The sequence below is a fragment of the Sediminibacterium salmoneum NBRC 103935 genome (genome assembly GCF_000511175.1).
In the GTDB taxonomy this organism is placed as follows: Bacteria; Bacteroidota; Bacteroidia; order Chitinophagales; family Chitinophagaceae; genus Sediminibacterium; species Sediminibacterium salmoneum.
The window spans coordinates 298,912-322,210 of the sequence record NZ_KI866530.1 but is presented as its reverse complement, the minus strand read 5'-3'; the positions used below and the strand labels follow the sequence as shown (position 1 = coordinate 322,210).

The window sequence follows — 23,299 nt, the reverse complement described above, 5'->3', positions numbered from 1 at the left end:
GGTCATATTTCGCTCAGTATTAGCCACTTAGCTTCGCATAAAATTATTGTTTATGAAAAAATTAATGACAGCTTTATTGCTTATTGTTGTTAGCCTTGGAGCTAACGCTCAGAAGAAAGGATTACAGGGAGTTAGTTTTGCCACTTCTCAGTTTGGCTACACACAAACAAAAACCGGAACCAACAAGAGTACCAATTTAACGGTGTTACCAATTGTAGGAACTTTTGTATCTCCATCCGTAGCCATTGGTGCTGGTATTGGAACAGTTAATATAAAATCAGTTACCGGTGCTACTACGAATGCCAATACCAGTTTATTTGTATTCCAGCCATTGGTAAGAAAATACTGGAATGTTGCGGGCAGCATGTATTTCTTTGGTCAGTTGGCTGCACCCATCATCAGCGGTAAGGAAAAGCAAAGCGAACTGAAAGTAACACAGATAGGATTAGCAGCATCCGGTGGCTTAGATATGATTCTGGGTAAACATTTCAGTGTTGAGTTTTCTTACAACCTTGCCAATCTGTCCTTTACTACCTTGACTCCAAAAACAGGTAATAAAACAACCATTACCGATTTCTCTCTGGCTCATGTAGCCAATGTAGAAAGCGCATACAATAGTGCTTTAGGTGGAAGCAATCCAACATTGACTACCCCACTTTCATTTGGATTTAAATTTTTGTTTTAGTTTAGAAAAATTGGATTCTTTAACCGGTCAATCTTTTTTGACCGGTTTTTTGTTTTTATACCCCTGCTGTACAACATTCAACCAGTGAAATGACTCTAAGAAACAGAAACCTGTTTATTTTGCATAAACAAAGTGCATTCTTTTATTTATTTCAATATGAGCAAACCAATTTCAGTTTTAATATTTAGTTTCCTGCTTACGCATTTTTCATTTGCTCAGTCGAGTCAGAAAATACCATTGGATGGAAATAGATGGTATCAGTTAACCAATGCAGAAAAAGGTCTACAGCAATTAACAGACGGTGATTTATATACCCCTGTAGATGCCCAGTACGATAAAATTATACCACTGCACGAATCTTATTACCCTTTACTGAAGGGAGAATCGATGGTAATTCAAAGCATTCGATTCTACGATTGGGTAGGAATGAGTTCGCAGCCCTTTGTGCTGTACATTATAGACAGCAACTGGACAAGAAAACCCATCGCTTCATTCGATGGCAGTAAATACGACAGATGGGTTGGCCCTTATCCAAACAGACCCGATATTATTCAGCTGGATACACCTGCTACCAATATCATGTATCTGATGCTGGTATCGCAAAATGATTATCCTTCTGAAATGGAATTGTACGGAACCTACAATGCACCATTACCCGTAAATCCGGTCATCAAAAAGAAAAATCCGATTTCAGGATTACTGGGAATTAATGGGTATGAGTGGAACTTTTCAGACGCAAGAACAGACCCATTTGGCATTGACCCAAAAAGATTAAATACAGTAAAGCAGTTTGGAGGATTCAGACACTATATGGATTGGCAGAAACTCGAATACAGGCAGGGCAGTTACACCTATAGTCCTACCCGAAGTGGTAGCTGGAATTACGATGCAATTTATGAAGCCTGTAAAAAAGAGGGCATTCCTGTATTAGCCTGCTTAAAAACATTACCAGACTGGATGCTGGCATCCTATCCGGATAATTTGAAAGACAATGAAAACAATCCGGTATTCTATGGCAAAGACCTTAGTGATCCAGCCTCTTATATTGAACAGGCTAAACTGGGTTTTCAGTATGTGGCACGTTATGGTAAAAACAAGAATATTAATCCGGGCTTATTGTCGGTATTCGATTCCTCCAGATTTACAGGTGATGAAATCAATACCGTAAAAATCGGACTGGGACTGATTGAATACATAGAATGCGAAAATGAAAGAGACAAGTGGTGGAAGGGAAGAAAAGCTTATCAGACCGGAAGAGAGTATGCGGCCAATTTATCTGCTTTCTACGACGGGCATAAAAAAACACTAGGAATAAATGTTGGAGTAAAAAATGCTGATAGCACCATCCAAGTTGTAATGGCAGGCGTTGCGTTGGCTTCAACAGACTATTTCAGAGGTATGATAGACTGGTGCAAAGAGTTCAGAGGCTTTCATCCCGACGGATCCGTAAATATTTGCTGGGACATCATCAATTATCATCTTTACACCAATGACACAAAAACGCAGCGTGGTATTGCACCTGAACTAAAATCGGCAAACGCCAATGCTGATTCAACAGCAAAAGCATTCCTGCTTAATTCAGCTATTTATCTAAACAATATGCCTGTTTGGGTTACAGAAACAGGTTATGATATCAACCCCGGAAGTCCTAATAAAGCCATTGCCGTAGGGAATAAAACTGTATTACAAACACAGGCAGACTGGCTGCTCAGAACTGCTCTTTTATATGCCAGAAATGGAATTGAAAAGCAGTTTTTTTACCAACTGGAAGATGATAATTCAGGGTCACCCCAACTATATGCAACCAGCGGTTTATTGGGTGACGCATTGAATAACAGGCCTGCTGCAGATTATGTAAACCAGACAAAAAAGCTGTTTGGAAATTATGTATTTAATCAATCCCTTAACGCAGACCCCACGGTGGATGAATATTTACTTAACGATACAGGCAAAATGTATGTGGTATATATTCCTGATGAAAAAGGCAGAACCGGAGTTTATACCTTACAGCTGGGCAATGCCGATTCAGCCTACATCTATACCCCCACAGCAGGTGCCAGTGAAATGGCTGTGATTAAATTAAAAGTGAACAATGGAAATATCATCGTAAATGCCTCTGAAACACCCGTTTTTGTGAAACCGGTTGGCCGAACCGGAGTTAATCCTACAACTGTTACTGGTATTCAGCTATTTCCTAATCCTGTAAAACATACTATTACCATTCAGGGATTACAAAATGGGAAACAACAGCATTTAACGGTATATAACAGCATCGGGAAGAGGGTTTCACAGTCCGTAACCACAAGTAATACTTTTCAGTTGAATATGGCTTCTCTTCCAACCGGCATCTACTACCTGGAAATAAGAAACAGCAATCAGAAACAAACCCTGAGTTTTATAAAGAGTAACTAAAATGCAAAAAGCCACTCAAATGAGTGGCTTTTGCGGACCGGACGGGACTCGAACCCGCGACCTCCGCCGTGACAGGGCGGCATTCTAACCAACTGAACTACCGATCCATTCCTTTCCGACAGGTTATGTCGTTTTTGGGATTGCAAAGATAAGGGGAAAAGAGTTTTTCAAACAAATCTTTTCAAAAAAAAAGCAATGCCTATTTTTACCGCCAAATCATATAATATGCCTCAATACCCCAATAGACAATTTCTTGATTTTGAAACCCCCATCAAAGAGTTGTATGAACAAATTGATGCTACAAAAAAATTAGCAGAGAAGAATCCTAAAATAGACTATACCCTAACCCTTCAACAACTGGAAGCTTCTATTCTTGAAAAAAGAAAAGAAATAACTGCACATTTAACTCCCTGGCAAAGGGTACAACTGAGCCGTCATCCCGACAGACCTTATACCCTGAAATATATTGATAAGATGTGCACTAATTTTGTGGAATTGCACGGAGACAGGAATGTAAAGGACGACAAAGCCATGGTTGGCGGATTTGCACAATTAGACGGAGAAACCGTAATGATTCTGGGGCAGCAAAAAGGTGTGAATACCAAAATGAGACAGATGAGGAACTTTGGTATGGCCAACCCGGAAGGATATAGAAAAGCACTTCGGTTAATGAAGCTTGCAGAAAAATTCAATAAGCCGGTTATTGCCCTGATTGATACTCCCGGTGCTTTCCCTGGTTTGGAAGCTGAAGAAAGAGGACAGGGCGAAGCCATTGCCCGCAATATTTACGAGATGATGAGACTGAAAGTGCCCATTGTTATTGTAATAATTGGCGAAGGGGCCAGCGGCGGCGCCTTGGGAATTGGTGTGGGTGATAAAACCCTGATGATGGAGAATACCTGGTATACTGTAATTTCTCCTGAAAGCTGCAGCTCTATTTTATGGAGAAGCTGGGATAAGAAAGAAACAGCAGCTGAACAATTAAAACTAACGGCATCAGATATGAAAGGATTTGGACTGGTAGATGAAATTGTGCCGGAACCATTGGGTGGTGCACACTGGGACTACCAGGAAGCAGCTGATATATTGAAGAAAAATATAAAACAGGCATTAGCTGAATTTAAAAACGTTGATCCTGCTGAAAGAATCAATAATAGAATTAATAAGTATTGTAAAATGGGATTCTGGGAAGAATCTGCTATTTAAGATTTATGCAAGTTCAAAATCAATTTAAAGGAACAGGTGTTGCGGTTATCACCCCATTTACTAAAGAGAATGCTATAGATTTCCCTGCATTGGGTAAAGTCATAGAATTTTTAATTTCCAATCGTGTGGAGTACCTGGTTCTATTGGGTACAACAGGAGAAACACCTGTCCTAAGTACTTCAGAAAAAACAGAGATTCTGCAGTATTCCTATGAAAAAATAGCTGGAAGGGTACCTGTAGTTGTAGGAATCGGCGGGAATGACACCATGCATTTACTGGAAGACTTTAAATTGCTACCTCTTGAAAAAGCTGCAGCCGTATTAAGTGCAGCACCATATTACAACAAACCATCACAGGAAGGGATTTTTCAGCATTACAAAATGGTTGCTGAATCTTCTCCCAAACCCACTATTCTGTATAATGTGCCAGGCAGAACGGGTAGAAATATGTCTGCCGGAACAACCCTTCGATTGGCCAATGAAGTTCCCAATATCATAGGAATTAAAGAAGCCAGCGGAGACATGGCACAGTGCATGCAAATTCTGAGAGATCGTCCTGAAGGATTTCTGGTATTAAGTGGAGACGACGCCCTGGCATTGCCTCAGATGGCTTGTGGAATGGAAGGCGTAATCAGTGTTGCCGCCAATGCATTTCCGCTTGAATTCGGGGATATGGTCAGAGCTTGCTTAACAAATAACTTTAAAGAAGCCAAAGCAATCAATGATAAATTAATTCCAACTTATGATTTAATGTTTGCAGAGAACAATCCTGCAGGTGTTAAAGCATTTATGTATAAAATGGGATTAATAAACAACCAATTACGATTGCCTAATGTACCATTAAGTCATCCTGTATTCAGCGCTATAGAAGCATGGATGGCCAATAACCGCTAGCAGCCGGAGCGAAAAGAGACAGATTAAAAGAATTGCTGAACGAATTCGTTTTCTTTTAACTCAGCAAGATTTTCAACACTTAATGGCTTACTCACAAACTGAGCAACAACAGGGAATTTTTTTGCCCTGGAGAAGTCTTCCGGATCAATTGTAGAGGATAGGATAATTACTTTAGTCTGGGTCAATTTTTCTGCAAACAGAGGAATATAAGCTTCCAGAAATTCCCAACCATTCATTACCGGCATATTAATGTCCAGTAAAATCAGAGAGGGCGCGTCTGCCACAGGATCTGAACTGGTAGCAAATAAATCTTTAAAATAATCCAATGCATCGCTACCGTCAACTGCAGTTACCACATCATTGGTAAAACCTGTCCTTTTCAAAAGTAATTTTGAAATAGTAAGCGAGATACTGTCGTCGTCAACACAAAGAATTTTATTAATCATCTATCTGAAGATTCTTTTACTGATTATCCTATTATATTGGAAGGTACGGCGAAAACTTTAAAAACAAATCATTTTCGTTTCGCTTTTTCCCATAAAACAGACTGTTCTGTAAAACAATATCTGAGCAATCCTGCTACTACAGCGTAATTCATCAAACAAAAATAATAGGGAACAAAAAACACTTTCACTTTTAACTGCCTTTGTTCCAGTATCCACCCAAGCAATGCCGCCAGATAAAAAAACAATTGTCCTGCCAGCATCAAACCATAAATATTGCTCCAGCCGCTGGAATAAACAATTATACTATTCAGAATAAGTGCCAGAATCATCATATAAGGGGTAACCATCCAACGTAATATCCGATGACTGATATATTCAAAACTTAAAACAGGTTGTCTGAATGGCCATAAAAGAGATTTAAGTCGGATGGTAGATTGTACCCCACCAGCTGCAATTCTTATTTTCCGCTTTAATTCTTCACCGGTATTTGCAGATGCCAACTCAGAAGCATAAGCATCAGGCTCATACACAATTCTATATCCTTTTAAAGCAATATGCATTGAAATCATAAAATCGTCCAGAATGGTATCAGGTTCTACAGGAGTATAAAGACTGGTACGAATACTGAACAGTTCGCCTGCTGCACCCACTACCGAATACAACTCAGAATCCCATTTCTTCAATTTTGATTCATATTTCCAATAGAATCCCTCCCCTGCGGTTGCATCTGCAGTATCGTCAATTTGAACTCTTTTTTCCCCTGCAATTGCACCTACTGATGGATCAATATAATGCCTGCACATTAGCATCAATGCCTCTTTGTTTAACATGGTATTGGCATCTGTAAATACAACTACTTCTGAACTCACTTGCTCCATTGCACGATGCACTGCTGCAATTTTACCGCTTCTTCCTGGCTGGTGCATCCCTTTTATTTGAGAATACTTCGCTACAATTGAAGGTGTTTCATCCGTAGACCCATCTGTTATAAAAATAAAAGTGACTTTTTCAGCCGGATAATTTAATGCCAGCGTATTTAGTATTTTATCTTCTATGCAGTAAGCTTCATTATAAGCAGCAACTATAACGGTTAAGGAAGGCGTGTATCCTGGTTCAGGATTCTGCTTCTTCCCCTTAATGATTGCTTTTAATTTTAGAATTAAATACAGTAACAATCCATATCCGATATAGGTGTAAAGGATAATGAAAACAGATATCCAGAAAATTATATGCATATTTTAAATTAAGGCTTGAATCCTAATTGTTTACTATTTACCCCATTGGTTAAATTCCACCATATAGCATTGAATAGCTGTTTAATGAAGTTATAATTTTTCTCCCTGATATAAGCAAGCAGGTTTCTTGGGGTAACTATTAGCAGAAAATAAAAATAAAAACAAACTGCTTTTAAAAAAGGAGCATTTCTTCTGATAAACAGGATGCGGTTGCGATTCATATAATACTCTTTCAAGGCACTCTTTTTCCCGACAGAAATAGATTCTTTATGGTAGATGGTCGCTTTCATATTTACCCAGATGTCAAAGCCATTCCTTCTGATCCGGTCTGCCCAATCGAGCTCTTCATAATAGAGAAAGAAGTTTTCTGCCATTGGTCCTGACTTTTGTATTGCCTCTCTGGTAACCATCATTGCTGCCCCGTGTGCAAATCCGGTGGGCCCAACCAATTGATCGTATTGTCCGTTATCGGTTTCAAACTGTCCAATACAGGCATTTCTGGCCGTGAAATAATTCATAGGCGTATATCCTGCATATTGAAGCATGCCTGGCTGGTCAAAATAAAGCAGTTTAGGTGAAACAACACCCACACCGGGATGATGGTCAAGCGTTTCAACCAATGTATCAATCAGACCTTTGGTAAATTCTGTATCATTGTTAACGAAGAATAAAAAATCACCAGTAGCAGAATGCAGACCAAGATTATTTCCCCCGGCAAAACCCAGATTCACTTCAGAGCGAATAAAATGAACTTCCGGATATTTAGTCTTCCAAACGGGAACAGGATTCTCCTTGCTTCCGTTGTCAACTACAATAATTTCTATGTTTTCATAGGTATTCCTGGCACGGATAGAGTCCAGTAATTCATCCGTTACATGACTATGATTAAAATTGACTGTAATAATGGATACTTTTTTCATGAATCTTATCCGGCAATTAGTTCCGTAATTTATTTAAATTAGCGCACAAAGTGAAATAATAGGTGTTTATGGCCACAGACAACAGTCAGGTTTTAAAAATAGAAAAGGTTTTTGCAGAGTTCATTGAAGAACTCGAAAAACAGCCTGTAAGCAAGCAAAAAGCTATAGAAATGCAACACCTGTTTTTACACACCATGGAAAAAACATACAAGGTTGGAGATCATTCTCACGCTGATGATGCAAGAGGCAGCGAAGAAATTGTTTTAGACATGGATAAGCTATTAAGACAACACCGTTCATTTAGCGTAAAAAATCTGCCTGACAAAGCAATCAACTGGGCAGCAGGATTGGCATATTCAGGTGTTGGCTTGTTATTTATTACAGTTGGCTTTTTAACCATTGTTACTCCAGCAACGGCAGAATTTGAAATAGCCACATTATTTTATTTTAATGAGCACGATGGCTTCACTGTTCTGGATGCGTTTGCTTTGGTTGTAATTTTTATTGGGATATTTTTCTTTATCAAAGCCTTTGTTGCTCAGGATAAAAAGGAATAAGCTAGCCTATTTCTGCATCTATCATTGAAAGTACATCGTCGTTTTCTGCGAACTTTCTGGCGAAGAAATGCCCGGACTTCATCATAGCTGAAAAGTCATCTTTGGTGAGCATTTTGGGGTTTTTTAACCCTTCGGACCAATCAATATACCTGAGATTGTTATTCACTATATCAAACTTGAAAGTGGAATTATACAACAAGGTCTGAAAAATAATTTCATCCGGTGCCCACGAGTATGAAAAGAATTTAGAAAAAGCGGGGTTAGCCTCCAGCCTTTTAATTATAAAGACTACATGTTTTAATGAAATAGTAAACCATTGAGACCTGCCTACCGGAATAAGATTCTCAGGCAAATTTCGCTTTGGCAAAAGAAAATTTATGATTTTCTGAATCTTGTATTTACCAGGTACTGTCCAATGTGTAAAGTGATAAGATCTTACTCTGCTAATAGCTTCTGTCCATTCTGTTTCAATATCCAGACACTGCATAAATGCTTTACCGGGATTCATTCTTAGAAAATCATGAAATTTAGAAACAGGTTGTATTGGATAATCCTGACCACTCAACAGGTTTACATAATCAATAGCTAATCCAGAAGCAACAATGGCCTCAAACCCATTTACAGTTGCTTCTACCATACTATAGGTTGCCCATTGAATATCCACCCTTTTATCAACGAAATAAACATTGTTTATTCCTTTTAATGCTGCCCTGAATAACTCTATATTGGCTTTGGCATCTACGTGTATGAAAAAAATAGCCTTGTTGTGCACAAGCCTATTTACCAGCCTCTTCAGCTGATCAGGTTTGGAATGAACCAGGATTAAGTGAGCTACAACCATTTGTTCTAGTTTTTAACCAGGTATTTTCTAAGCATTTTTCTGATATTAATGTATCCTGATACAAAAATATTTGACAATTTAAATGGTATATGCTGATTAAAACGATAATAACCGTAAAAAATTCCAACTATTAAGGGTAAAGACGTTGCTAATGCCGCTCCATATAAATTTCCCGTTAAATATATACCCACAAAATCGCCAATTACATTTACCAGCAACATTAAAAGTACTTTAACAAAGTTGGCTTTGGGTTGATGAATGATATCCAGGGAAACGGCTATGAAACGATCAATTGGATAGAATATCGCCAGCAACATCATAATTCTCAACAGATTGGCTGCTTCGGAATCAACATATTTCCCACCCCCTAACAACCCTGTTGCAATATCCGCAAACAAAATAGCACCTATTGCCAATGGAACAAAAGCTACAGTTAAAGTACCAGCATACTTTTGCAGAATATATGCCACTTCACGTTTGTTTCCTGTATTAAAAGCTTTGGCCAGTGATGACATAGCTGTTGCCAGTGTACTTCTTAAAGGAATTTCAATAATCTCCATGAGTCTGCCAGGCAAATTATAAATAGCAACGGCAGCGGGCCCAAGCATATAAGCAACTATGAATGTATCTGCACTTCTGAGCATATTGGCACTAATGGTAGTTCCTACACTATACTTCCCAAAGTGATAAATTTCCTTTACACAGGAAGCGGTTTTAGCCCCTAGTGTTTTAATGCCCGACCATCCTGAAAGAACTGCAATTAAACTGGCAAGTGATGCTGATGCAATATTTGCAATGAATACATTCTGTAATTGCATCAAATCAAAAACAATTAAAAGAATAACTGAAAGGATAAAGCTACCCTGTGTAACAATTCTTAAAATCAATAATCTGTCAAAGCGCTGATCGGCCTGCAGTATCCATGAAGCAATACCTGAAGGAAGGGTTGATAAAAAACTCCAGCCAAACCACTGAATTATTACTAATATGGCAGGATTATCAAAGTAGGACTTAAAAGGAACAAACAAAAGATTTATTAATCCCAGTACAGCAGTAATAACTATGGCCAAAAACCAAACTGAACCCAGTACTTCCTTTGCCCGCTCATTCTGAGTTCCTGTATAAAATTTCACCAATGCAACCTGCAGGAATCCAGTCCTGAATGTATCCAGTAAAACAGCTACAGTTTGAAAAAAAACCCAATATCCTATTTCTTCTACAGTTAGTGCTCTGTATAAAACTGCAACTGTTATCATTGCTAATACCGACATAGCACCATTACCTGCTAAAGACAAAAAGTGCTTATTATTCAATTGCCGTACCAGCTTCTTAATCATAAAGGTCTTAGATAATCTATTTGAATTTACAATAATAATTAATTTGAATGCTTTTCAATGGCTTTATAAATTTCTGCCACACTGTTTTCCCATGTATGCTCAGCTGCAAATTCTTTTCTTTCCAATTGCTTTTGCTTACTATCTTCCTGTAAAGCAAGCTCAATTAAACTAATATAATCAGCTGCATTTTTTGCCAGATAGGTATAACCAGAAAAAACAGCTTCCATAAATGGAGTACTCGTTGCAACTACTGGTTTACCCATAGCCAAGTACTCATCTATTTTTCTGGGATAATTACCAATAGTCACCTGACTAATTACTTGCGGATTCAGACAAATATCAAAGGAATGAATATATGAGGGTAAATCATTGGGTGACCTGGATCCCAGAAAATGTACATTAGAGAATTGATGAAGCTCGCTTCCTTTAAAAAGTTCATCCTCAGGACCCACCAATATCAGTTGCCATTGAGGTCTGCTTCTGGCAATCTCGGTTAGAATCTCAATATCCAGACGAAGTCCCAGCAATGCTCCTACATATCCTATTTTAATTCCTTCTATTGCTTTAATTTCAGCGGGTGAATCCCCTTTGAAATCCATGAATAAATCCAATTCACACCCCTGCCCTACATAGTAAGAATTAGGATTGTATTGTCTGCAATAATCAGCCAGATAGGTAGAATTAGCCACACAGATATCGGAAGATGCAATCAACTGAGGTTCAAGTTTTTCACCATGTCTTTTCCAATAATCAACAGCAAGCATATAGTCCCTTGAATAATAAATTGACAAAGCGGGCTTCAGCAATTCTTTCAAATGGAAACTTCTGAAAATATCATTGTCATTGAATAAAATAAAATCTTTAAATCCCAATTTACTGACTGCTTTTTGTATACTGCCGGCAAAACGTCTGTTATTTATTTTATTCAATACTTTAAAAACAGGGTGAATAGAAATCCAGTTGATTGATTCAATCATGGCATCCGGATATAAATTCCAAAGACTATCACTTATTTGTAGTAAACCAGATGTTTTACCTTCAACAATCTCTTTCCGCTTCCTGATTTTTGCATCATTCCCATTTCTCATTAATGTAATGCGATCCAGCGGAGAATTGACATAGAGAACTCTGTTGTATTTACTAAATTCAACGGCAATATTCTTGCAATTACTGCCAATCTCAATATCCCAGGGTTGCTGACCAACTATAATGATGTCTTTGCCTTTTATCATACTTTATTATTGAATGCTTGCATTGAGTTGTTTTGTGAATCAAGACGTTTAGTTATTACAATGAGAGCCGCAACCAAATAAAACAATGTATTGGAGGGGAACTGAACAATTGCTTCCTGGGGGTAATTTCCAATATGATAGGCAAAAATGACCAGTATCATTGCCAAACAAATAGATTTTAAAGTAGGGTCTTTTATGGTATAATAATTATTAATCCCAACCTTGAGAATGATAAACATTAATGTACAAAAAATCAGAAGCCCAACCCAGCCTGTTTCAACTGCTACCCTTACATAGCCACTATCTGGCGGAAAATTGGCAAGAAAAGAATTGGGCGCAAATCTTTTACCCCACATACCAGTAGCACCCAGGCCTCCACCCAATGGGTGACTCTGAATAAATGGCTGTATTCGTTTCTGATTCAACTTCCTAACGTTAAAAGAAGCATCATCCGAAGGTTTAAATGCGGTTTGAAAACGATAGATGGTTGGATTGGTTGTTGGTACAAAAATTAAGGCTGCAAATCCCAATGCGCCGATAATGGCTCCAACCATTACTTTTTTATTGAACTTTAAAATGGCATAAAGAGCCATTGCTGCAGGGGGCAAAACATAAGCTCCCCTGGTTCCTGAAAATAACATAGAAGTCAAACATAAAAAGGCACTGATCATTAAAAGAATTTTAGTTCTTCTGGAAAAAGGCCCTGTTAACAGACCAATACAAAGCAGTGCACTTACCACCATATTATAGGAAAAAGCTACCGGGTCAGTAAATATGGAAAACTTCCTCCATTGGCCTCCAATAAATAATAGTCCGGCTATCTCAGGATCTGAGTATAAATATGCTTCTTCAAATGCGGTGAAGCCTATATACTGCTGTTTGTACCCATACAATGCTGCAAATACCGAAAGTCCAATCCAGATTTTTAATATTAACTTAATAAAATCAAGTGTTCTGATATTATATAAAAAAACAAAGAACATCATCATAATTACAGCCACAGATCTAACCGTATATACCCATGCAAGTCTTGACTCTGCTGTTGGGTTAATAACCTGAATTAAATTATAACAGATCCAGACAAGAATAATAACACTGATTGGACTTTTAAAAAGCGCCCAGTTTGATTCTGTTTTTTGCTGAACAAAAATTCCTAAAAACAAGAGCAACTCCATTCCATCCATTAATGTACCTAAAGGGAAATCAGTTATATTCATCCTGCCCACATACATTATTAAATATGCAGCAACTATAAAAGTAACAACCCCGAACTTTGGATAAAATATCAGGGCCAGTACAACCGGCAACCCAATTAGCATTAATAAAATAAGAATCCCCGGAACCAATCCGAGTTTACTTACCACAAGTGAAAAAAATATTGCTGCTGCACCAAAAAAGAACAGTCCCCAAATACCCCCCATCTTTCTTACGATAAAAAAATCATGCAAAAGAGTAAAAAAGCCTTTGCGATTATTTTTTTCACCAAGTGGTATTTGGAATGGTTCTTCCATTAAAGAAATAGTAATTTGATAAAAAAGTAATATACACTTGCTCCGGCAAATACCAATGCTGCCAACCTGGTTAAGCGATCTAGCTTTTGCTGATCAAATATTGCCTGCTCTTCTTTAGTTAGCCTCTTAGATGAAGGTTTTACTCTCATTTACAAACATTATTTTATTCCGCTTCAGTGGAATCTGGTATAAAAAAATAGTTTAGAGAAGATTGTCCCTGGTATTTAACCAACTCCTTGTTCTTTATTACAAATGTTTTATATCCCAGTTCCTGCATCAATTGAATACAGGAGTTCCTGCGAGCATTGTCCCATAATTCTGCCATTACAATTGGTCGAAACTTCATAACCAGATTTCTGGCACCCTTCAAAACAAAATACTCAAAATTCTCTACGTCTACCTTGATACCTGAAATTGGAGGATTGATATGATTTCCCCAATCACTATCCAGGGTAACCATATCTACTTCTTCAGCAATACTAGACTTAATAAGCTCTATATCTTCCCGATCTACTTCCTTATCAATATAACTAAGGCCTTGCTTTTTAACACCTTGTATAACGGGTGTTTTAATCATCACTGTTTCTAAAGAGTCACCCAAAGCTTTTTGTCTTACTTCAATATTATTGACTCTAAAAAAACGAACGACTCTATAAATAATTTGAGACAATAGCCTTACAGGCTCGTAAGAAATAATAGAACTGGAAGGAAATGCTTTTGCAAAAATAACACTCGTGTACCCCACATTTGCTCCCGCATCAATCACAACTCCCTGCTTTTGCTTTTTAACCAACTCAATAAAAAAAGTGATATCAATATCATCTTTCATGAATTGATACCGTAGCACTCTATAAATACTAAACCAGTATAGATAGTTGGAATATCCAATGATTCTCTGAATCAGAAACTGAACTGAATTTTTTATTTTTTGCATCATTGATTCAACTACTCAGTTTTTTTATCAGCATGAAAATGTTTAGTTGCCACCGACCTCTTATTAGCGGAACGAACACTCATTAAAGACATAACCTGATAAAATATAAATTTAGGAATGCCCCAGAGTGATTTATAAATTTTCGGATTCGTATTACTCATTATCAGAGACATCATAAAGCCTCCGATAAAAATAACATAACCGAGTACCCAAAGCAAGGCAGCAAAAGGATTTAAAATCAAATTCAGTAACAAACAAAACAATCCAAGTAATAGAAAAATAAACAAAGGAGGTCTAAGCAAAATCAAACCAAATAAAAACTGATTCCAGTTTAGCCTGAGTATTCCACTGGCAGTTATCCCGAATCCAAACTTAAAATACCTAAACCAGGTATTAATCCATCTGGCACGCTGATTTACCAATTGATCACTTTTTGATGTCTTCTCATCATAAACAATAGCATGTTCAGAAAATGCAATCCTGTTTCCCCTGCCTACAATTTCCTTCTGTAAAACTTTATCAAAACCTGCACCTGTTATATCTAAACGTCCCAGACATTCTTTATATAAGGAGGTAGTAAATGCCATTCCCGATCCTGAAAGCGTAGCAGAAGACCCTACATTAAATAAGACTTTACCGTCATAAAAATGATAATAGATATCTCTTGCCCCATCCAATGCAGCATACAATGTATCCAGGTTCTTTGCATCTCTTACTCCCTGAACGGCTTTATAACCTAAATCAAAATATTCATTCAATGCTAATAGATAATCGGGATCAACTAAATTGTCACTATCAATAATAGTTAACCTTTCATGTGGCCTCTTAAATCTCTCAATTGCATAAAAATGCGAACGGGTATTACTCGAAAGCGTATGTTCAGGACGAAGGACAATCACCCTTTCGTCTTCAAAATGAAGCCCTGATACATCACATTTATCGGCTACAATATAAATAAGGTAGTTACTGTAATTTAACTTTAAAAGAGAAGCAACAACAGAAGGTATTAATGTAGTTTGTTCGTATGCGGTAACAATAATAGCATAGTCCGCTTCTTTTTTTTCAGATTGAATTACTCTTTTTCTATTACCAATTATTGCATATAATAAAAGTAAAAAGAAAGGTAGAACTAAATTATAACCAATAGCAATCTGAATAAAAACCCAGGCAAATTCGAGAATGAATTGGAAAGTCATTTTGTAGCAATTAATTTATTTAGGAATCTTGTTAAGGCGATTGATAATTACTTTGTTCAATGCCCAGCCTGCAAACTGATCGCCCAAATCGTAGAGATATTGAACACTTTGCTTTTTACCATTCTTTATTGTTGTACCAGCTGCATAAATAGCAACTACTTTTTCTGCCAGTACCACCCACTCTCTTGACTTATTGAGTTTATCCATGGATGGTGCTTCAATAATTATAATATCAAATACATCTCGCAGATAAGTAAGCTTTGGCTTTACAATAGATTCATCACAAAATTCAAAAATTGAAGTATCACCGCCACGGTTACCAAGAACACTTATTTTTCCTTCTTTAACAATTTCGCCCAGCGTTATTCTGTTTTTAAGATAGTCTTCTAAATAAGTATTGGCGCCTGTTGTTTCGCTTATAGTAGGTTGATCAAAATTTCCATCTATTACAAGAACCCGCTTGTTTACCATTGAATAAGCATAGGCAAGTCCTAATGATATTAAGGTCTTTCCTTCGCCGTCAGTTAAGCTGGTAACAACCAGCAACTTTTTATTCCCCATTTCTCTCTCAACTTCAAATCGAAGAGAACGAAGCAGATTCTTAAAAGCAATTGTTATTCTGTTTCCTTCCCCATTCTTCCACAAGTTGGTTAAATCGAGCATGGATGTATTGATATAAGGCAGATAAGCCAGAACAGGAAGATTGGTTTTATTAGCCAATTCGGTAGCATTCTGAATGCTGTCATCCAGATAGAATATTACAAATAATGCTGCCAAACAGAAAACAAAACTAATTATACCTGCCAGTGCTACTAGCAATAATTTTTTTGAAGGCTGAGCCGGACCGGGCATGGCCATTTCAATTTGCCGAAGCTGAACGGTCATACTCGATTCCAGAGAAGTCTGGTTAAACCGATTCTGTATATCCAGGTATTCCTTTCCTGCAACATCAACCGAACCTTCATAGCTTTGAATCAATGCCTCGTGCGGAACCAGCATATCAAACTTTTCATTCAGTCTTCTAAGTTCAGAGGTAAGCGGATCAATACTGCTTCTGGCCTGATCCAGCGCAATTTCCAGATTTAGTTTTTGCTGAACCAACAATTGTTTATTTGCCAATGGACTAACCAAAAGCCGGTCAGTAGATTCTAAAACTTTGCTTTCCAATTCATTTCTCAATGAATCTTGTTTCTCTTTTATTCTGGGATCAAAATTACTCTTAACCAAATCATTGGTCACCTGCCTCAATCTGTCTCTTGTTGCGATAACCGACTGATTCACGTCAACTACAACACTTTCCAGGTATCGCCTGTCTTGTGGACTAAACTTTTTCTCTATTCCCCTGATAGCCCCCTGATAGGCTTCCACGTCTTTCAAGGCAACTTGCAACCTTGACTCATAATCAGCAATTTGATTGTATAAACTTTTTGCCTGTTCATTCAGATTCAAAACCCTGTTACGAATTTTATAATCTCTCAGTAATCGCATTTTAGCGGTCATTGAGTCGTACTTTTTCTTCATCAGCATATCCAAAAAATTCACCGCTTTCTGCTGATTCCCTTTAATGTAATTACTGTAGAAGTCTACAAATTCTGAGATTAAAGTATTAATTACAAATGCCGATAAAAAAGGATTTTCCGACTCGTATTCAAAATCTATAAAGTCACTGTTATTAACCCGATAGATGATAATTTTTTTCTGAAGTGTAGGTTCATCATAACCCATTGAAATGAGTAGTTGATTAATTCCAAACTGATCTTTATCAAAAAGAGAAAGGGGCTCTTTTGAAACAATATGTTTTTTAAAAACTTCTAGTGCATGTGCTCTTGCTTCAGGACCAATTTCGTTAAGTAGTTTACTTGGAGGTCTGAATGGCTTGTCACTGGTTAAATCATGAACCATTAACTGAAAGGAAACCTGATCAAAAATTCGCTTCAGCCTGTTCATCTCAATCAGGTTGCTGAATTGCTGGGAGATTTTATTTTCGTCCTGCGTTTTGTTGGTTTCAAGAAATTGCTGGGATTGATCTACCAGTCCGGTTGAAATTCTGGACCTTGACTTAAATGTATCCGGAAGCTTTCGTACAAGAAAATAGGTTATAAATACGGCAATCATTGGAACAATGAGCAGTATATATTTCCTCTTGTATAACAGTAAAAAAAACTTCTGTAATTCCATTTACTTTATCTCTTCCAGTTTTTTTCCTACTAATTCTTCCAATGCGTTTTTAGCAATCAAGGCAGCACTTTCAGCATCAATAATTTTTTGTCTTTGATCGGCATTCTGTATCATTACTTTAGTAAAGTTTTCTAAAGTTTCTTCTCCTCTTTCGTACCGAAACTTCAATTGCTTATATAATGCTTCAATGTCTATTGCATTCTGATTCTGAACTTTTAACACAGAAAGTGTTTGCATATACCTGAAATAACGGTTCTTAACATCTGTCTCAAGCGTTATTGCATACTGATCTGCTGTTAATTGTGCTATAGCCAGCTCTTCCCGGGTTTGTCGAATTACGGTTGGTTTTTGAATGATATTGCTAAAATTGATAAATAACCCAATCTGCACACCCGTTAATGTAGCATTGGTTAATGTTACGGATGTACTGGGGCTATAAAATGCAGATAAAGTAAAAAAATCGAACCAGGAAAGCCTTGCTTTTTGAAGATTATAATTGGCCACATTTACCCTTCTTAAATTGGCTTTCATGAGGGGATAATTTTGCTTGGCAGAAAAAATCAATTTCTCCAGAAAAGGATAAGACAATTCAGGAATCATAGATTCCTGGGCCTGGATTTCCCTGGATGATCCCAACAAAAAAGCACAGGAAAAAAGCAAAAAAAACAGCTTTTTCCTGACAAAGGAAATACTCACTTTTGACAGAAGGCAGGATTTAGGGTAATTTATATCTAAACCAATGATTCTCATAAAGATTAAAGATAAATAATATAGTTAAAACCAATGGTTTAGATATCCCCACTTTATTCAAATGTCAGGAATGAAGCAATTAATTAAAGAAAAATCAGCAGGATTATACAGATTCTTTTTGTAAAAGTGCAGGTATGGTTCTGAGAATCAACTTGATATCGTACCAGAAACTATGGTTTTCGGCGTATTTATTGTCGAGCATAAGCCTTTCCTCTTCGGACATTTCGCCCTTCCCTCTTTTCTCTACCTGCCAAAGGCCTGTTATACCTGCTGGTGCCATAAAACGCATGGCATATTTATCGGTTGTTAATTTCTCAGCCTCATACAACGGCAAAGGGCGGTTTCCCACAATACTCATATCACCAATAATCACATTCCAAAGTTGCGGAAGTTCATCAATACTGCTGTTTCGGATGAATTTACCCACTTTGGTGATTCTGGGATCATCTTTTAGTTTAAAGAAAGCAGATCCTGCTTTGGCTTTTTTACTTTCACTGTATTGCTTTTCGCACCATTGAATGGTATCTGAATAAATAGGGAATTTACAACCCGTTCCCGCTGCTTTACATTCATCACATAAGTACTCTTCCTCTGCTTTATTGGTAGTGGCTTCATCCGCTGCAGGTGCATATTGGTTCAGGTGTTTTAAATCTTTCAGGCGCTTATCTGCATTCACATACATAGACCTGAATTTATAAAACTTAAACGTTCTATACCCCGACCCAACTCTGAGTGCGTAATAAAATATGGGGCCCCGGGATTCCAGTTTCAGCAATATACAAACTGTAATTAAAAGTGGCGATAATAGTAACAAAGCCAAACTGGCAAAGAATATATCAAATACCCGCTTAATAAAGGGGGTTTTATATTTATGAAAATCCAATACGGTGTTAGCGTGCTTTAAGTCATTCCACTTTTCTATTAAAAATGGAATCCTGATTTCCAGATTCTCTTTTTGTATTGGAAGCTTAAAAACATCAGCAACCCCTGATTTAAGTGTCATCCTAACGGTACTTTCACTCAACTGCTGACTTACCAGAAAAAAAGGCACATTGATATTTTTCTTATTTACCAGTGTTTCAAGCAGCGAAATACCTCCAATACCTAACACTTCACTTTGTGAAACGATAGCGACCAGATTAAACTTGCTTTTTTCCCATTCGGCAAAAAAAAGCAGCGGATTGGCAAAACGTTTCAGACTTCGTCCTCCTAAATTGGCCGACGAAAAAGTTTCAAAAATATTGTCATCACAATTAAGAAAAACGATGATCTGCTCCTGGGGGGGTAGTATTGTATTCATTGGCCCTTTTAATGAAATTATTTTCTGATTCTGCGTAAAACCACTCTAAGCCTAGCTTCCAGCTCTTTGGGATTAAATGGTTTTACCAGATAATCATCTGCTCCTGCCTCAAGACATTGAATAATCATTTCTGAACTCTCTTCCCCGGATAAAATGATAATAGGAATAGCATTGAAGAAATCACTTGCTCTTAATTGCCTGGTTAACTCAAGGCCTCCCATCACAGGTGTATTCAGGTCAGATATAATAAGATCCGGAACATTTCCTTGCTGTAAAAAAGCCATTGCATCAACCCCGTCTTTAAAAATTTCTACCTGATATAGCGTACTTAAGTACTTTTTTAAAATCAGCTGCATGGTCATCTCGTCTTCAACCACTACGATTTTTAAAGTATCAGAATTTGAGAATGCCATATTTTTAAAATTTTGCTAATGTAAGAAATCTAAATATATTTAAATATATAAGTAATGAAGTTAATAGAATTTAAATCAATCTAAGTACAATTATACCCCCTCATGAGACCCATTTCAATCCCCACTTATATAGAACAATTATTCAGGACCAATCCCAAAGAGATTGCTACAACCGCACTGATAAGAGAAAGATACGGCAAAATTGCCAATCAACCACCTGTAGTATCCATTGTAATTCCGGCTTACAATGAAGAAGAAAATATTCTTCAAACCCTGCTGTCCTTAAGCAATAATGAAACCCAATGGCCTGTTGAAATAATTGTTGTAAACAACAATTCAAAAGACAGAACTGCCGAAATGGTTATTGCCACAGGCATACCTTGTGTGAATGAGCCCAAACAAGGTATTACCAATGCCAGAAATGCAGGACTGGCCATTGCCAAGGGCAAGTATATATTAAACGCAGACGCAGACACCATCTACCCCAAAGATTGGATACAGGAAATGATTAATCCCTTGGCTACCAATAAAAAGCTATGCTCTGTTTACGGGAGATTTTCCTTTATTCCTATAGGAAGTACCGGCAGGTTTACCTATTTTTTCTATGAGTATTTTGCAGATTTTATGAGATGGCTGAATAAAATGTTCAGGGATGAAGCCATGAATGCCTATGGTTTCAATTCCGGCTTCAGAAGGGAGCAGGGACTGGAAGTGGATGGATTTAACCATCCTCCAGGAACCAATGAAGACGGATGGCTGGCACTCAAACTGAGAGAGAAGGGATTTGGGAAATTGCACTATGTTACTAATATCAAAGCTCTTGTGTGGACCACGGACAGGAGAATTCAGTTAGATGGAGGGCTTTGGAAAGGAACCTGGAAACGACTAAAAAGAATGATTGGATGGTAAATAAACTGGCAATAGAGCATAAAAACGATTTAATCAATTATAAAGGGGCCCTGATTGGACCCGGCGAATGGATTACCATTAACGAAAAGATGATTTTTGATTTTGCCGCACTAACCGGTGACAATCAGTGGGTACATACCGACACAGAAAGAGCAAAAAAGTGGCTTCCCGACGGAAAAATCATTGCTCACGGTTATTTAACGCTTTCGCTTTTATCTAATCTGCTCTACAAACTAGTTGAAATAAAAGGCATACAATCCTTTGTGAATTATGGGATGAATAAACTAAGATTTGTCCATCCCGTAACTGTTGACAGCAGGGTCAGGCTAAAAGCCAAATTAGAAGAAGTTACGCTGATGGAAAACAATACGATACAAATCTTACTTGACTGCACCCTGGAAATTGAGGGAAAGGATAAACCAGCCTATGTTGCAGAACTGATTGCATTAATACAATAATATGTTGCCTTATACCAGTATGGAATTGTTGAAATTCCTGTTATTCCATGTTCATCCATTGGAAAAACTTTTCAGTTACGAAAGATTTGCCCACCTGAATAAAGAACAGGCCTGGATGATGATTGAGTCTGCTAAATTACTGGCAGACCAGGAAATGGCTCCTTATTTCAAGGCAATGGACGAAAAGCCTGCCTATTATGATGGTAATGGAAAAGTAATTACCCATCCTGCCTTAAAAAAAATAATAACAGCAGCAGCAGAGCAAGGTTGGATTGCAGGAAGTGCCATTTTTGAACACGGAGGCATGCAGTTACCTGAGTTGATTTTTGGAACTGCTCATCATATTTTTCAGGCAGCAAATAATGGTGTGCAGGGCTATCTGGGCCTATCGGTAGGAGCTGCTGCATTAATTACCAGCTTTGGTACAATTGAACAACTAACACAGTATGTTCCCAAAATTTATTCCGGTGAATGGCAGGGCACTATGGCATTAACAGAACCACAGGCCGGTAGTTCACTCTCAGATATTACAACGAGCGCACAAAAAAAATCTGAATCAGAATACTTAATTAAAGGACAAAAAGTATTCATCTCAGCAGGACAGCACGAAGCTTGTGAAAATTTTGTGCATCTAACACTGGCAAGAATAGAAGGGGCACCTGCAGGAATCAAAGGGATTTCGCTGTTTATTATTCCAAAGTTCAGACCTGACCCGGAAGGAAACTTGACTTATAATGATGTCTATTGTGCAGGGGATTTTCAAAAAATGGGACAACGTGGATACGCCACAACCCAATTATCATTCGGAGATAACGATAATTGTATCGGATATCTGGTTGGCGAACCCAATAAGGGTTTACATTATATGTTTCAAATGATGAATGGAGCCAGGATCAGTGTTGGCCTTTCAGCTGCATCTGTTGCAATGGCGGCCTATCAGTATGCACTGCAATACGCAAATGAACGTTCACAGGGAAGAAAGGCAGGAGAAAAAAACCCGGAAGCCGCTCCGGTAAAGATCATTCACCATGCAGACATTCAAAGAATGTTGCTAACGCAAAAAGCCATAGCAGAAGGTTCCCTTTCTCTTGGACTTGAATGCAATTTATTATACGACTTATGGCATGCCAGTAAAGGAGAAGAAAAGAAGTCCTATCAATTGTTACTTGAAATTCTTACCCCTATAGCCAAAACTTACCCTTCAGAACAAGGTAGCAGATCAGCTGCCCTGGCCATTCAAACTTTGGGAGGATATGGATTCACAACAGACTTTCCTGTTCAACAGCACTATCGCGATTTAAAAATCATGTCTTTATACGAAGGCACAACCGGAATTCAGTCTATTGATCTTTTAGGCAGAAAAGTTAATTTGGAAAATGGTCAGGCCCTAGAATTGTTAATTGCAGAATTCAGAAAGGAAATTGCAATAGCACAAATATCCGAAGAATTGTCAGCAGAAGCTGAACTACTCGACCAGGAAGTAGCCAGAATCAGATGGGTACTAAATAAACTGAAACGTTTTGCAACTGATGGAGATACAGCCAGGTATCTTTCTGATGCATCGGTTTTTCTTGAAATGATGGGTTATGCAGTAATTGGATGGCAGTGGCTTAAAATGGCCAGCAAATCATTGGAAATGCTGTCATCCGAAAACCTGTCTGCGGAGCAAAAAGCCTTTTATGAGGGCAAAATTCACGTTTGCCGGTTTTACTTTAAATACGAAATGCCTCATTCTGCTGCCTGTGCTGCAATATTAACCAATGAATCAGCATTGACATCCATTCAAAATTTCAACCTGTTCAATTGATTGGCTATATTTACGCATTATATTATTAAATTATGTTGAAAGTAGGCGTATTTGGTGTTGGGCATCTTGGTAAATTTCA

Annotated in this window: 22 protein-coding genes and 1 tRNA gene; 8 read left to right on the top strand and 15 right to left on the bottom strand. The window is 37.7% G+C overall.

All coding sequences use genetic code 11. From position 1 onward, the window contains the following. The first annotated feature begins 52 nt into the window (after positions 1 to 52). Both P767_RS0101710 and P767_RS15285 read left to right on the top strand, forming a co-directional pair. Positions 53 to 685: a hypothetical protein gene (locus P767_RS0101710; RefSeq protein ID WP_026763162.1), complete on the top strand. Its 633-nt coding sequence runs from the start codon at positions 53 to 55 to the stop codon at positions 683 to 685. 156 nt (positions 686 to 841) lie between these two features. Further along, a complete protein-coding gene (locus P767_RS15285; RefSeq protein WP_051416976.1) occupies positions 842 to 3,097 on the top strand; it encodes a T9SS type A sorting domain-containing protein in 2,256 nt (751 codons plus the stop codon). Positions 3,098 to 3,130: 33 nt separating this feature from the next. On the opposite strand, the gene P767_RS0101700 is transcribed toward P767_RS15285, so the two are convergent. Beyond that, positions 3,131 to 3,204: transfer RNA gene (locus tag P767_RS0101700), tRNA-Asp, on the bottom strand. Positions 3,205 to 3,292: 88 nt separating this feature from the next. Here P767_RS0101700 and P767_RS0101695 point away from each other — a divergent pair. Together P767_RS0101695 and dapA are read left to right on the top strand one after the other, a co-directional pair. Next, positions 3,293 to 4,303, top strand: coding sequence for an acetyl-CoA carboxylase carboxyltransferase subunit alpha (locus P767_RS0101695; RefSeq protein WP_245586811.1), 1,011 nt, complete (start codon positions 3,293 to 3,295; stop codon positions 4,301 to 4,303). Positions 4,304 to 4,308: 5 nt separating this feature from the next. Then, entirely contained in the window at positions 4,309 to 5,196 is an 888-nt protein-coding gene (dapA, locus tag P767_RS0101690) for a 4-hydroxy-tetrahydrodipicolinate synthase (protein ID WP_026763160.1), read from the top strand. 23 nt (positions 5,197 to 5,219) lie between these two features. Here dapA and P767_RS0101685 read toward each other — a convergent pair whose 3' ends face one another. From P767_RS0101685 to P767_RS0101675, 3 genes are all read right to left on the bottom strand, one after another. Next, positions 5,220 to 5,642: a response regulator gene (locus P767_RS0101685; RefSeq protein WP_026763159.1), complete on the bottom strand. Its 423-nt coding sequence runs from the start codon at positions 5,640 to 5,642 to the stop codon at positions 5,220 to 5,222. 68 nt (positions 5,643 to 5,710) lie between these two features. Further along, positions 5,711 to 6,877 (bottom strand): glycosyltransferase family 2 protein, encoded by a 1,167-nt coding sequence (locus tag P767_RS0101680; RefSeq protein WP_026763158.1) that lies wholly within the window; start codon positions 6,875 to 6,877, stop codon positions 5,711 to 5,713. Positions 6,878 to 6,885: 8 nt separating this feature from the next. Next, complete coding sequence (locus tag P767_RS0101675) at positions 6,886 to 7,797, bottom strand: glycosyltransferase family 2 protein (RefSeq protein ID WP_026763157.1); 912 nt, start codon at positions 7,795 to 7,797, stop codon at positions 6,886 to 6,888. 68 nt (positions 7,798 to 7,865) lie between these two features. Between P767_RS0101675 and P767_RS0101670 the strand changes: the two genes are divergently transcribed. Then, on the top strand, positions 7,866 to 8,354 hold the full coding sequence (locus tag P767_RS0101670; protein WP_026763156.1) for a hypothetical protein: 489 nt from the start codon (positions 7,866 to 7,868) through the stop codon (positions 8,352 to 8,354). A 1-nt stretch (position 8,355) separates the two neighbouring features. Here P767_RS0101670 and P767_RS0101665 read toward each other — a convergent pair whose 3' ends face one another. From P767_RS0101665 to P767_RS0101615, 11 genes are all read right to left on the bottom strand, one after another. After that, the gene (locus tag P767_RS0101665; protein WP_026763155.1) at positions 8,356 to 9,195 is read right to left on the bottom strand and encodes a beta-1,6-N-acetylglucosaminyltransferase; all 840 of its coding nucleotides are present in this window, start codon (positions 9,193 to 9,195) and stop codon (positions 8,356 to 8,358) included. A gap of 5 nt (positions 9,196 to 9,200) precedes the next feature. Further along, a complete protein-coding gene (locus tag P767_RS0101660; protein ID WP_026763154.1) occupies positions 9,201 to 10,532 on the bottom strand; it encodes a lipopolysaccharide biosynthesis protein in 1,332 nt (443 codons plus the stop codon). Positions 10,533 to 10,570: 38 nt separating this feature from the next. After that, positions 10,571 to 11,764: a glycosyltransferase gene (locus P767_RS0101655; RefSeq protein ID WP_026763153.1), complete on the bottom strand. Its 1,194-nt coding sequence runs from the start codon at positions 11,762 to 11,764 to the stop codon at positions 10,571 to 10,573. Then, entirely contained in the window at positions 11,761 to 13,275 is a 1,515-nt protein-coding gene (locus P767_RS0101650; protein ID WP_026763152.1) for an O-antigen ligase family protein, read from the bottom strand. The genes P767_RS0101655 and P767_RS0101650 overlap by 4 nt, the downstream gene beginning before the upstream one ends. Next, a complete protein-coding gene (locus tag P767_RS18565) occupies positions 13,275 to 13,424 on the bottom strand; it encodes a hypothetical protein (RefSeq protein ID WP_157611313.1) in 150 nt (49 codons plus the stop codon). The genes P767_RS0101650 and P767_RS18565 overlap by 1 nt, the downstream gene beginning before the upstream one ends. A 14-nt stretch (positions 13,425 to 13,438) precedes the next feature. After that, on the bottom strand, positions 13,439 to 14,104 hold the full coding sequence (locus tag P767_RS0101640; protein WP_216593181.1) for an FkbM family methyltransferase: 666 nt from the start codon (positions 14,102 to 14,104) through the stop codon (positions 13,439 to 13,441). A 116-nt stretch (positions 14,105 to 14,220) separates the two neighbouring features. Then, entirely contained in the window at positions 14,221 to 15,405 is a 1,185-nt protein-coding gene (locus tag P767_RS0101635) for a glycosyltransferase (RefSeq protein ID WP_026763150.1), read from the bottom strand. 15 nt (positions 15,406 to 15,420) lie between these two features. Further along, positions 15,421 to 17,583, bottom strand: a complete 2,163-nt coding sequence (locus P767_RS0101630; protein ID WP_026763149.1) for an exopolysaccharide transport family protein — start codon at positions 17,581 to 17,583, stop codon at positions 15,421 to 15,423. After that, positions 17,584 to 18,333: a TolC family protein gene (locus P767_RS0101625; RefSeq protein ID WP_026763148.1), complete on the bottom strand. Its 750-nt coding sequence runs from the start codon at positions 18,331 to 18,333 to the stop codon at positions 17,584 to 17,586. A 103-nt stretch (positions 18,334 to 18,436) separates the two neighbouring features. Beyond that, positions 18,437 to 19,633 (bottom strand): sugar transferase, encoded by a 1,197-nt coding sequence (locus P767_RS15280; protein ID WP_026763147.1) that lies wholly within the window; start codon positions 19,631 to 19,633, stop codon positions 18,437 to 18,439. 17 nt (positions 19,634 to 19,650) lie between these two features. After that, positions 19,651 to 20,046: a response regulator gene (locus P767_RS0101615; protein WP_026763146.1), complete on the bottom strand. Its 396-nt coding sequence runs from the start codon at positions 20,044 to 20,046 to the stop codon at positions 19,651 to 19,653. 102 nt (positions 20,047 to 20,148) lie between these two features. On the opposite strand from P767_RS0101615, the gene P767_RS15275 reads away from it, so the two are divergent. The 3 genes from P767_RS15275 to P767_RS0101600 are packed head-to-tail and all read left to right on the top strand — an operon-like array spanning position 20,149 to position 23,220. Further along, the gene (locus P767_RS15275; protein WP_051416974.1) at positions 20,149 to 20,955 is read left to right on the top strand and encodes a glycosyltransferase family 2 protein; all 807 of its coding nucleotides are present in this window, start codon (positions 20,149 to 20,151) and stop codon (positions 20,953 to 20,955) included. Continuing rightward, positions 20,949 to 21,413, top strand: a complete 465-nt coding sequence (locus P767_RS0101605; protein ID WP_026763145.1) for a MaoC family dehydratase — start codon at positions 20,949 to 20,951, stop codon at positions 21,411 to 21,413. Before P767_RS15275 ends, P767_RS0101605 begins: the two co-directional genes overlap by 7 nt. 1 nt (position 21,414) lies before the next feature. After that, the gene (locus tag P767_RS0101600) at positions 21,415 to 23,220 is read left to right on the top strand and encodes an acyl-CoA dehydrogenase (RefSeq protein WP_026763144.1); all 1,806 of its coding nucleotides are present in this window, start codon (positions 21,415 to 21,417) and stop codon (positions 23,218 to 23,220) included. Positions 23,221 to 23,299: the final 79 nt, after the last annotated feature.

Excerpts from the sequence above, each read along its gene's own strand:
- P767_RS0101710 (WP_026763162.1), top strand. The coding sequence starts at position 53 with ATGAAAAAATTAATGACAGCTTTATTGCTTATTGTTGTTAGCCTTGGA.
- P767_RS15285 (WP_051416976.1), top strand. The coding sequence starts at position 842 with ATGAGCAAACCAATTTCAGTTTTAATATTTAGTTTCCTGCTTACGCAT.
- P767_RS0101695 (WP_245586811.1), top strand. The coding sequence starts at position 3,293 with ATGCCTATTTTTACCGCCAAATCATATAATATGCCTCAATACCCCAAT.
- dapA (WP_026763160.1), top strand. The coding sequence starts at position 4,309 with ATGCAAGTTCAAAATCAATTTAAAGGAACAGGTGTTGCGGTTATCACC.
- P767_RS0101685 (WP_026763159.1), bottom strand. The coding sequence starts at position 5,642 with ATGATTAATAAAATTCTTTGTGTTGACGACGACAGTATCTCGCTTACT.
- P767_RS0101680 (WP_026763158.1), bottom strand. The coding sequence starts at position 6,877 with ATGCATATAATTTTCTGGATATCTGTTTTCATTATCCTTTACACCTAT.
- P767_RS0101675 (WP_026763157.1), bottom strand. The coding sequence starts at position 7,797 with ATGAAAAAAGTATCCATTATTACAGTCAATTTTAATCATAGTCATGTA.
- P767_RS0101670 (WP_026763156.1), top strand. The coding sequence starts at position 7,866 with ATGGCCACAGACAACAGTCAGGTTTTAAAAATAGAAAAGGTTTTTGCA.
- P767_RS0101665 (WP_026763155.1), bottom strand. The coding sequence starts at position 9,195 with ATGGTTGTAGCTCACTTAATCCTGGTTCATTCCAAACCTGATCAGCTG.
- P767_RS0101660 (WP_026763154.1), bottom strand. The coding sequence starts at position 10,532 with ATGATTAAGAAGCTGGTACGGCAATTGAATAATAAGCACTTTTTGTCT.
- P767_RS0101655 (WP_026763153.1), bottom strand. The coding sequence starts at position 11,764 with ATGATAAAAGGCAAAGACATCATTATAGTTGGTCAGCAACCCTGGGAT.
- P767_RS0101650 (WP_026763152.1), bottom strand. The coding sequence starts at position 13,275 with ATGGAAGAACCATTCCAAATACCACTTGGTGAAAAAAATAATCGCAAA.
- P767_RS18565 (WP_157611313.1), bottom strand. The coding sequence starts at position 13,424 with ATGAGAGTAAAACCTTCATCTAAGAGGCTAACTAAAGAAGAGCAGGCA.
- P767_RS0101640 (WP_216593181.1), bottom strand. The coding sequence starts at position 14,104 with ATGAAAGATGATATTGATATCACTTTTTTTATTGAGTTGGTTAAAAAG.
- P767_RS0101635 (WP_026763150.1), bottom strand. The coding sequence starts at position 15,405 with ATGACTTTCCAATTCATTCTCGAATTTGCCTGGGTTTTTATTCAGATT.
- P767_RS0101630 (WP_026763149.1), bottom strand. The coding sequence starts at position 17,583 with ATGGAATTACAGAAGTTTTTTTTACTGTTATACAAGAGGAAATATATA.
- P767_RS0101625 (WP_026763148.1), bottom strand. The coding sequence starts at position 18,333 with ATGAGAATCATTGGTTTAGATATAAATTACCCTAAATCCTGCCTTCTG.
- P767_RS15280 (WP_026763147.1), bottom strand. The coding sequence starts at position 19,633 with ATGAATACAATACTACCCCCCCAGGAGCAGATCATCGTTTTTCTTAAT.
- P767_RS0101615 (WP_026763146.1), bottom strand. The coding sequence starts at position 20,046 with ATGGCATTCTCAAATTCTGATACTTTAAAAATCGTAGTGGTTGAAGAC.
- P767_RS15275 (WP_051416974.1), top strand. The coding sequence starts at position 20,149 with ATGAGACCCATTTCAATCCCCACTTATATAGAACAATTATTCAGGACC.
- P767_RS0101605 (WP_026763145.1), top strand. The coding sequence starts at position 20,949 with ATGGTAAATAAACTGGCAATAGAGCATAAAAACGATTTAATCAATTAT.
- P767_RS0101600 (WP_026763144.1), top strand. The coding sequence starts at position 21,415 with ATGTTGCCTTATACCAGTATGGAATTGTTGAAATTCCTGTTATTCCAT.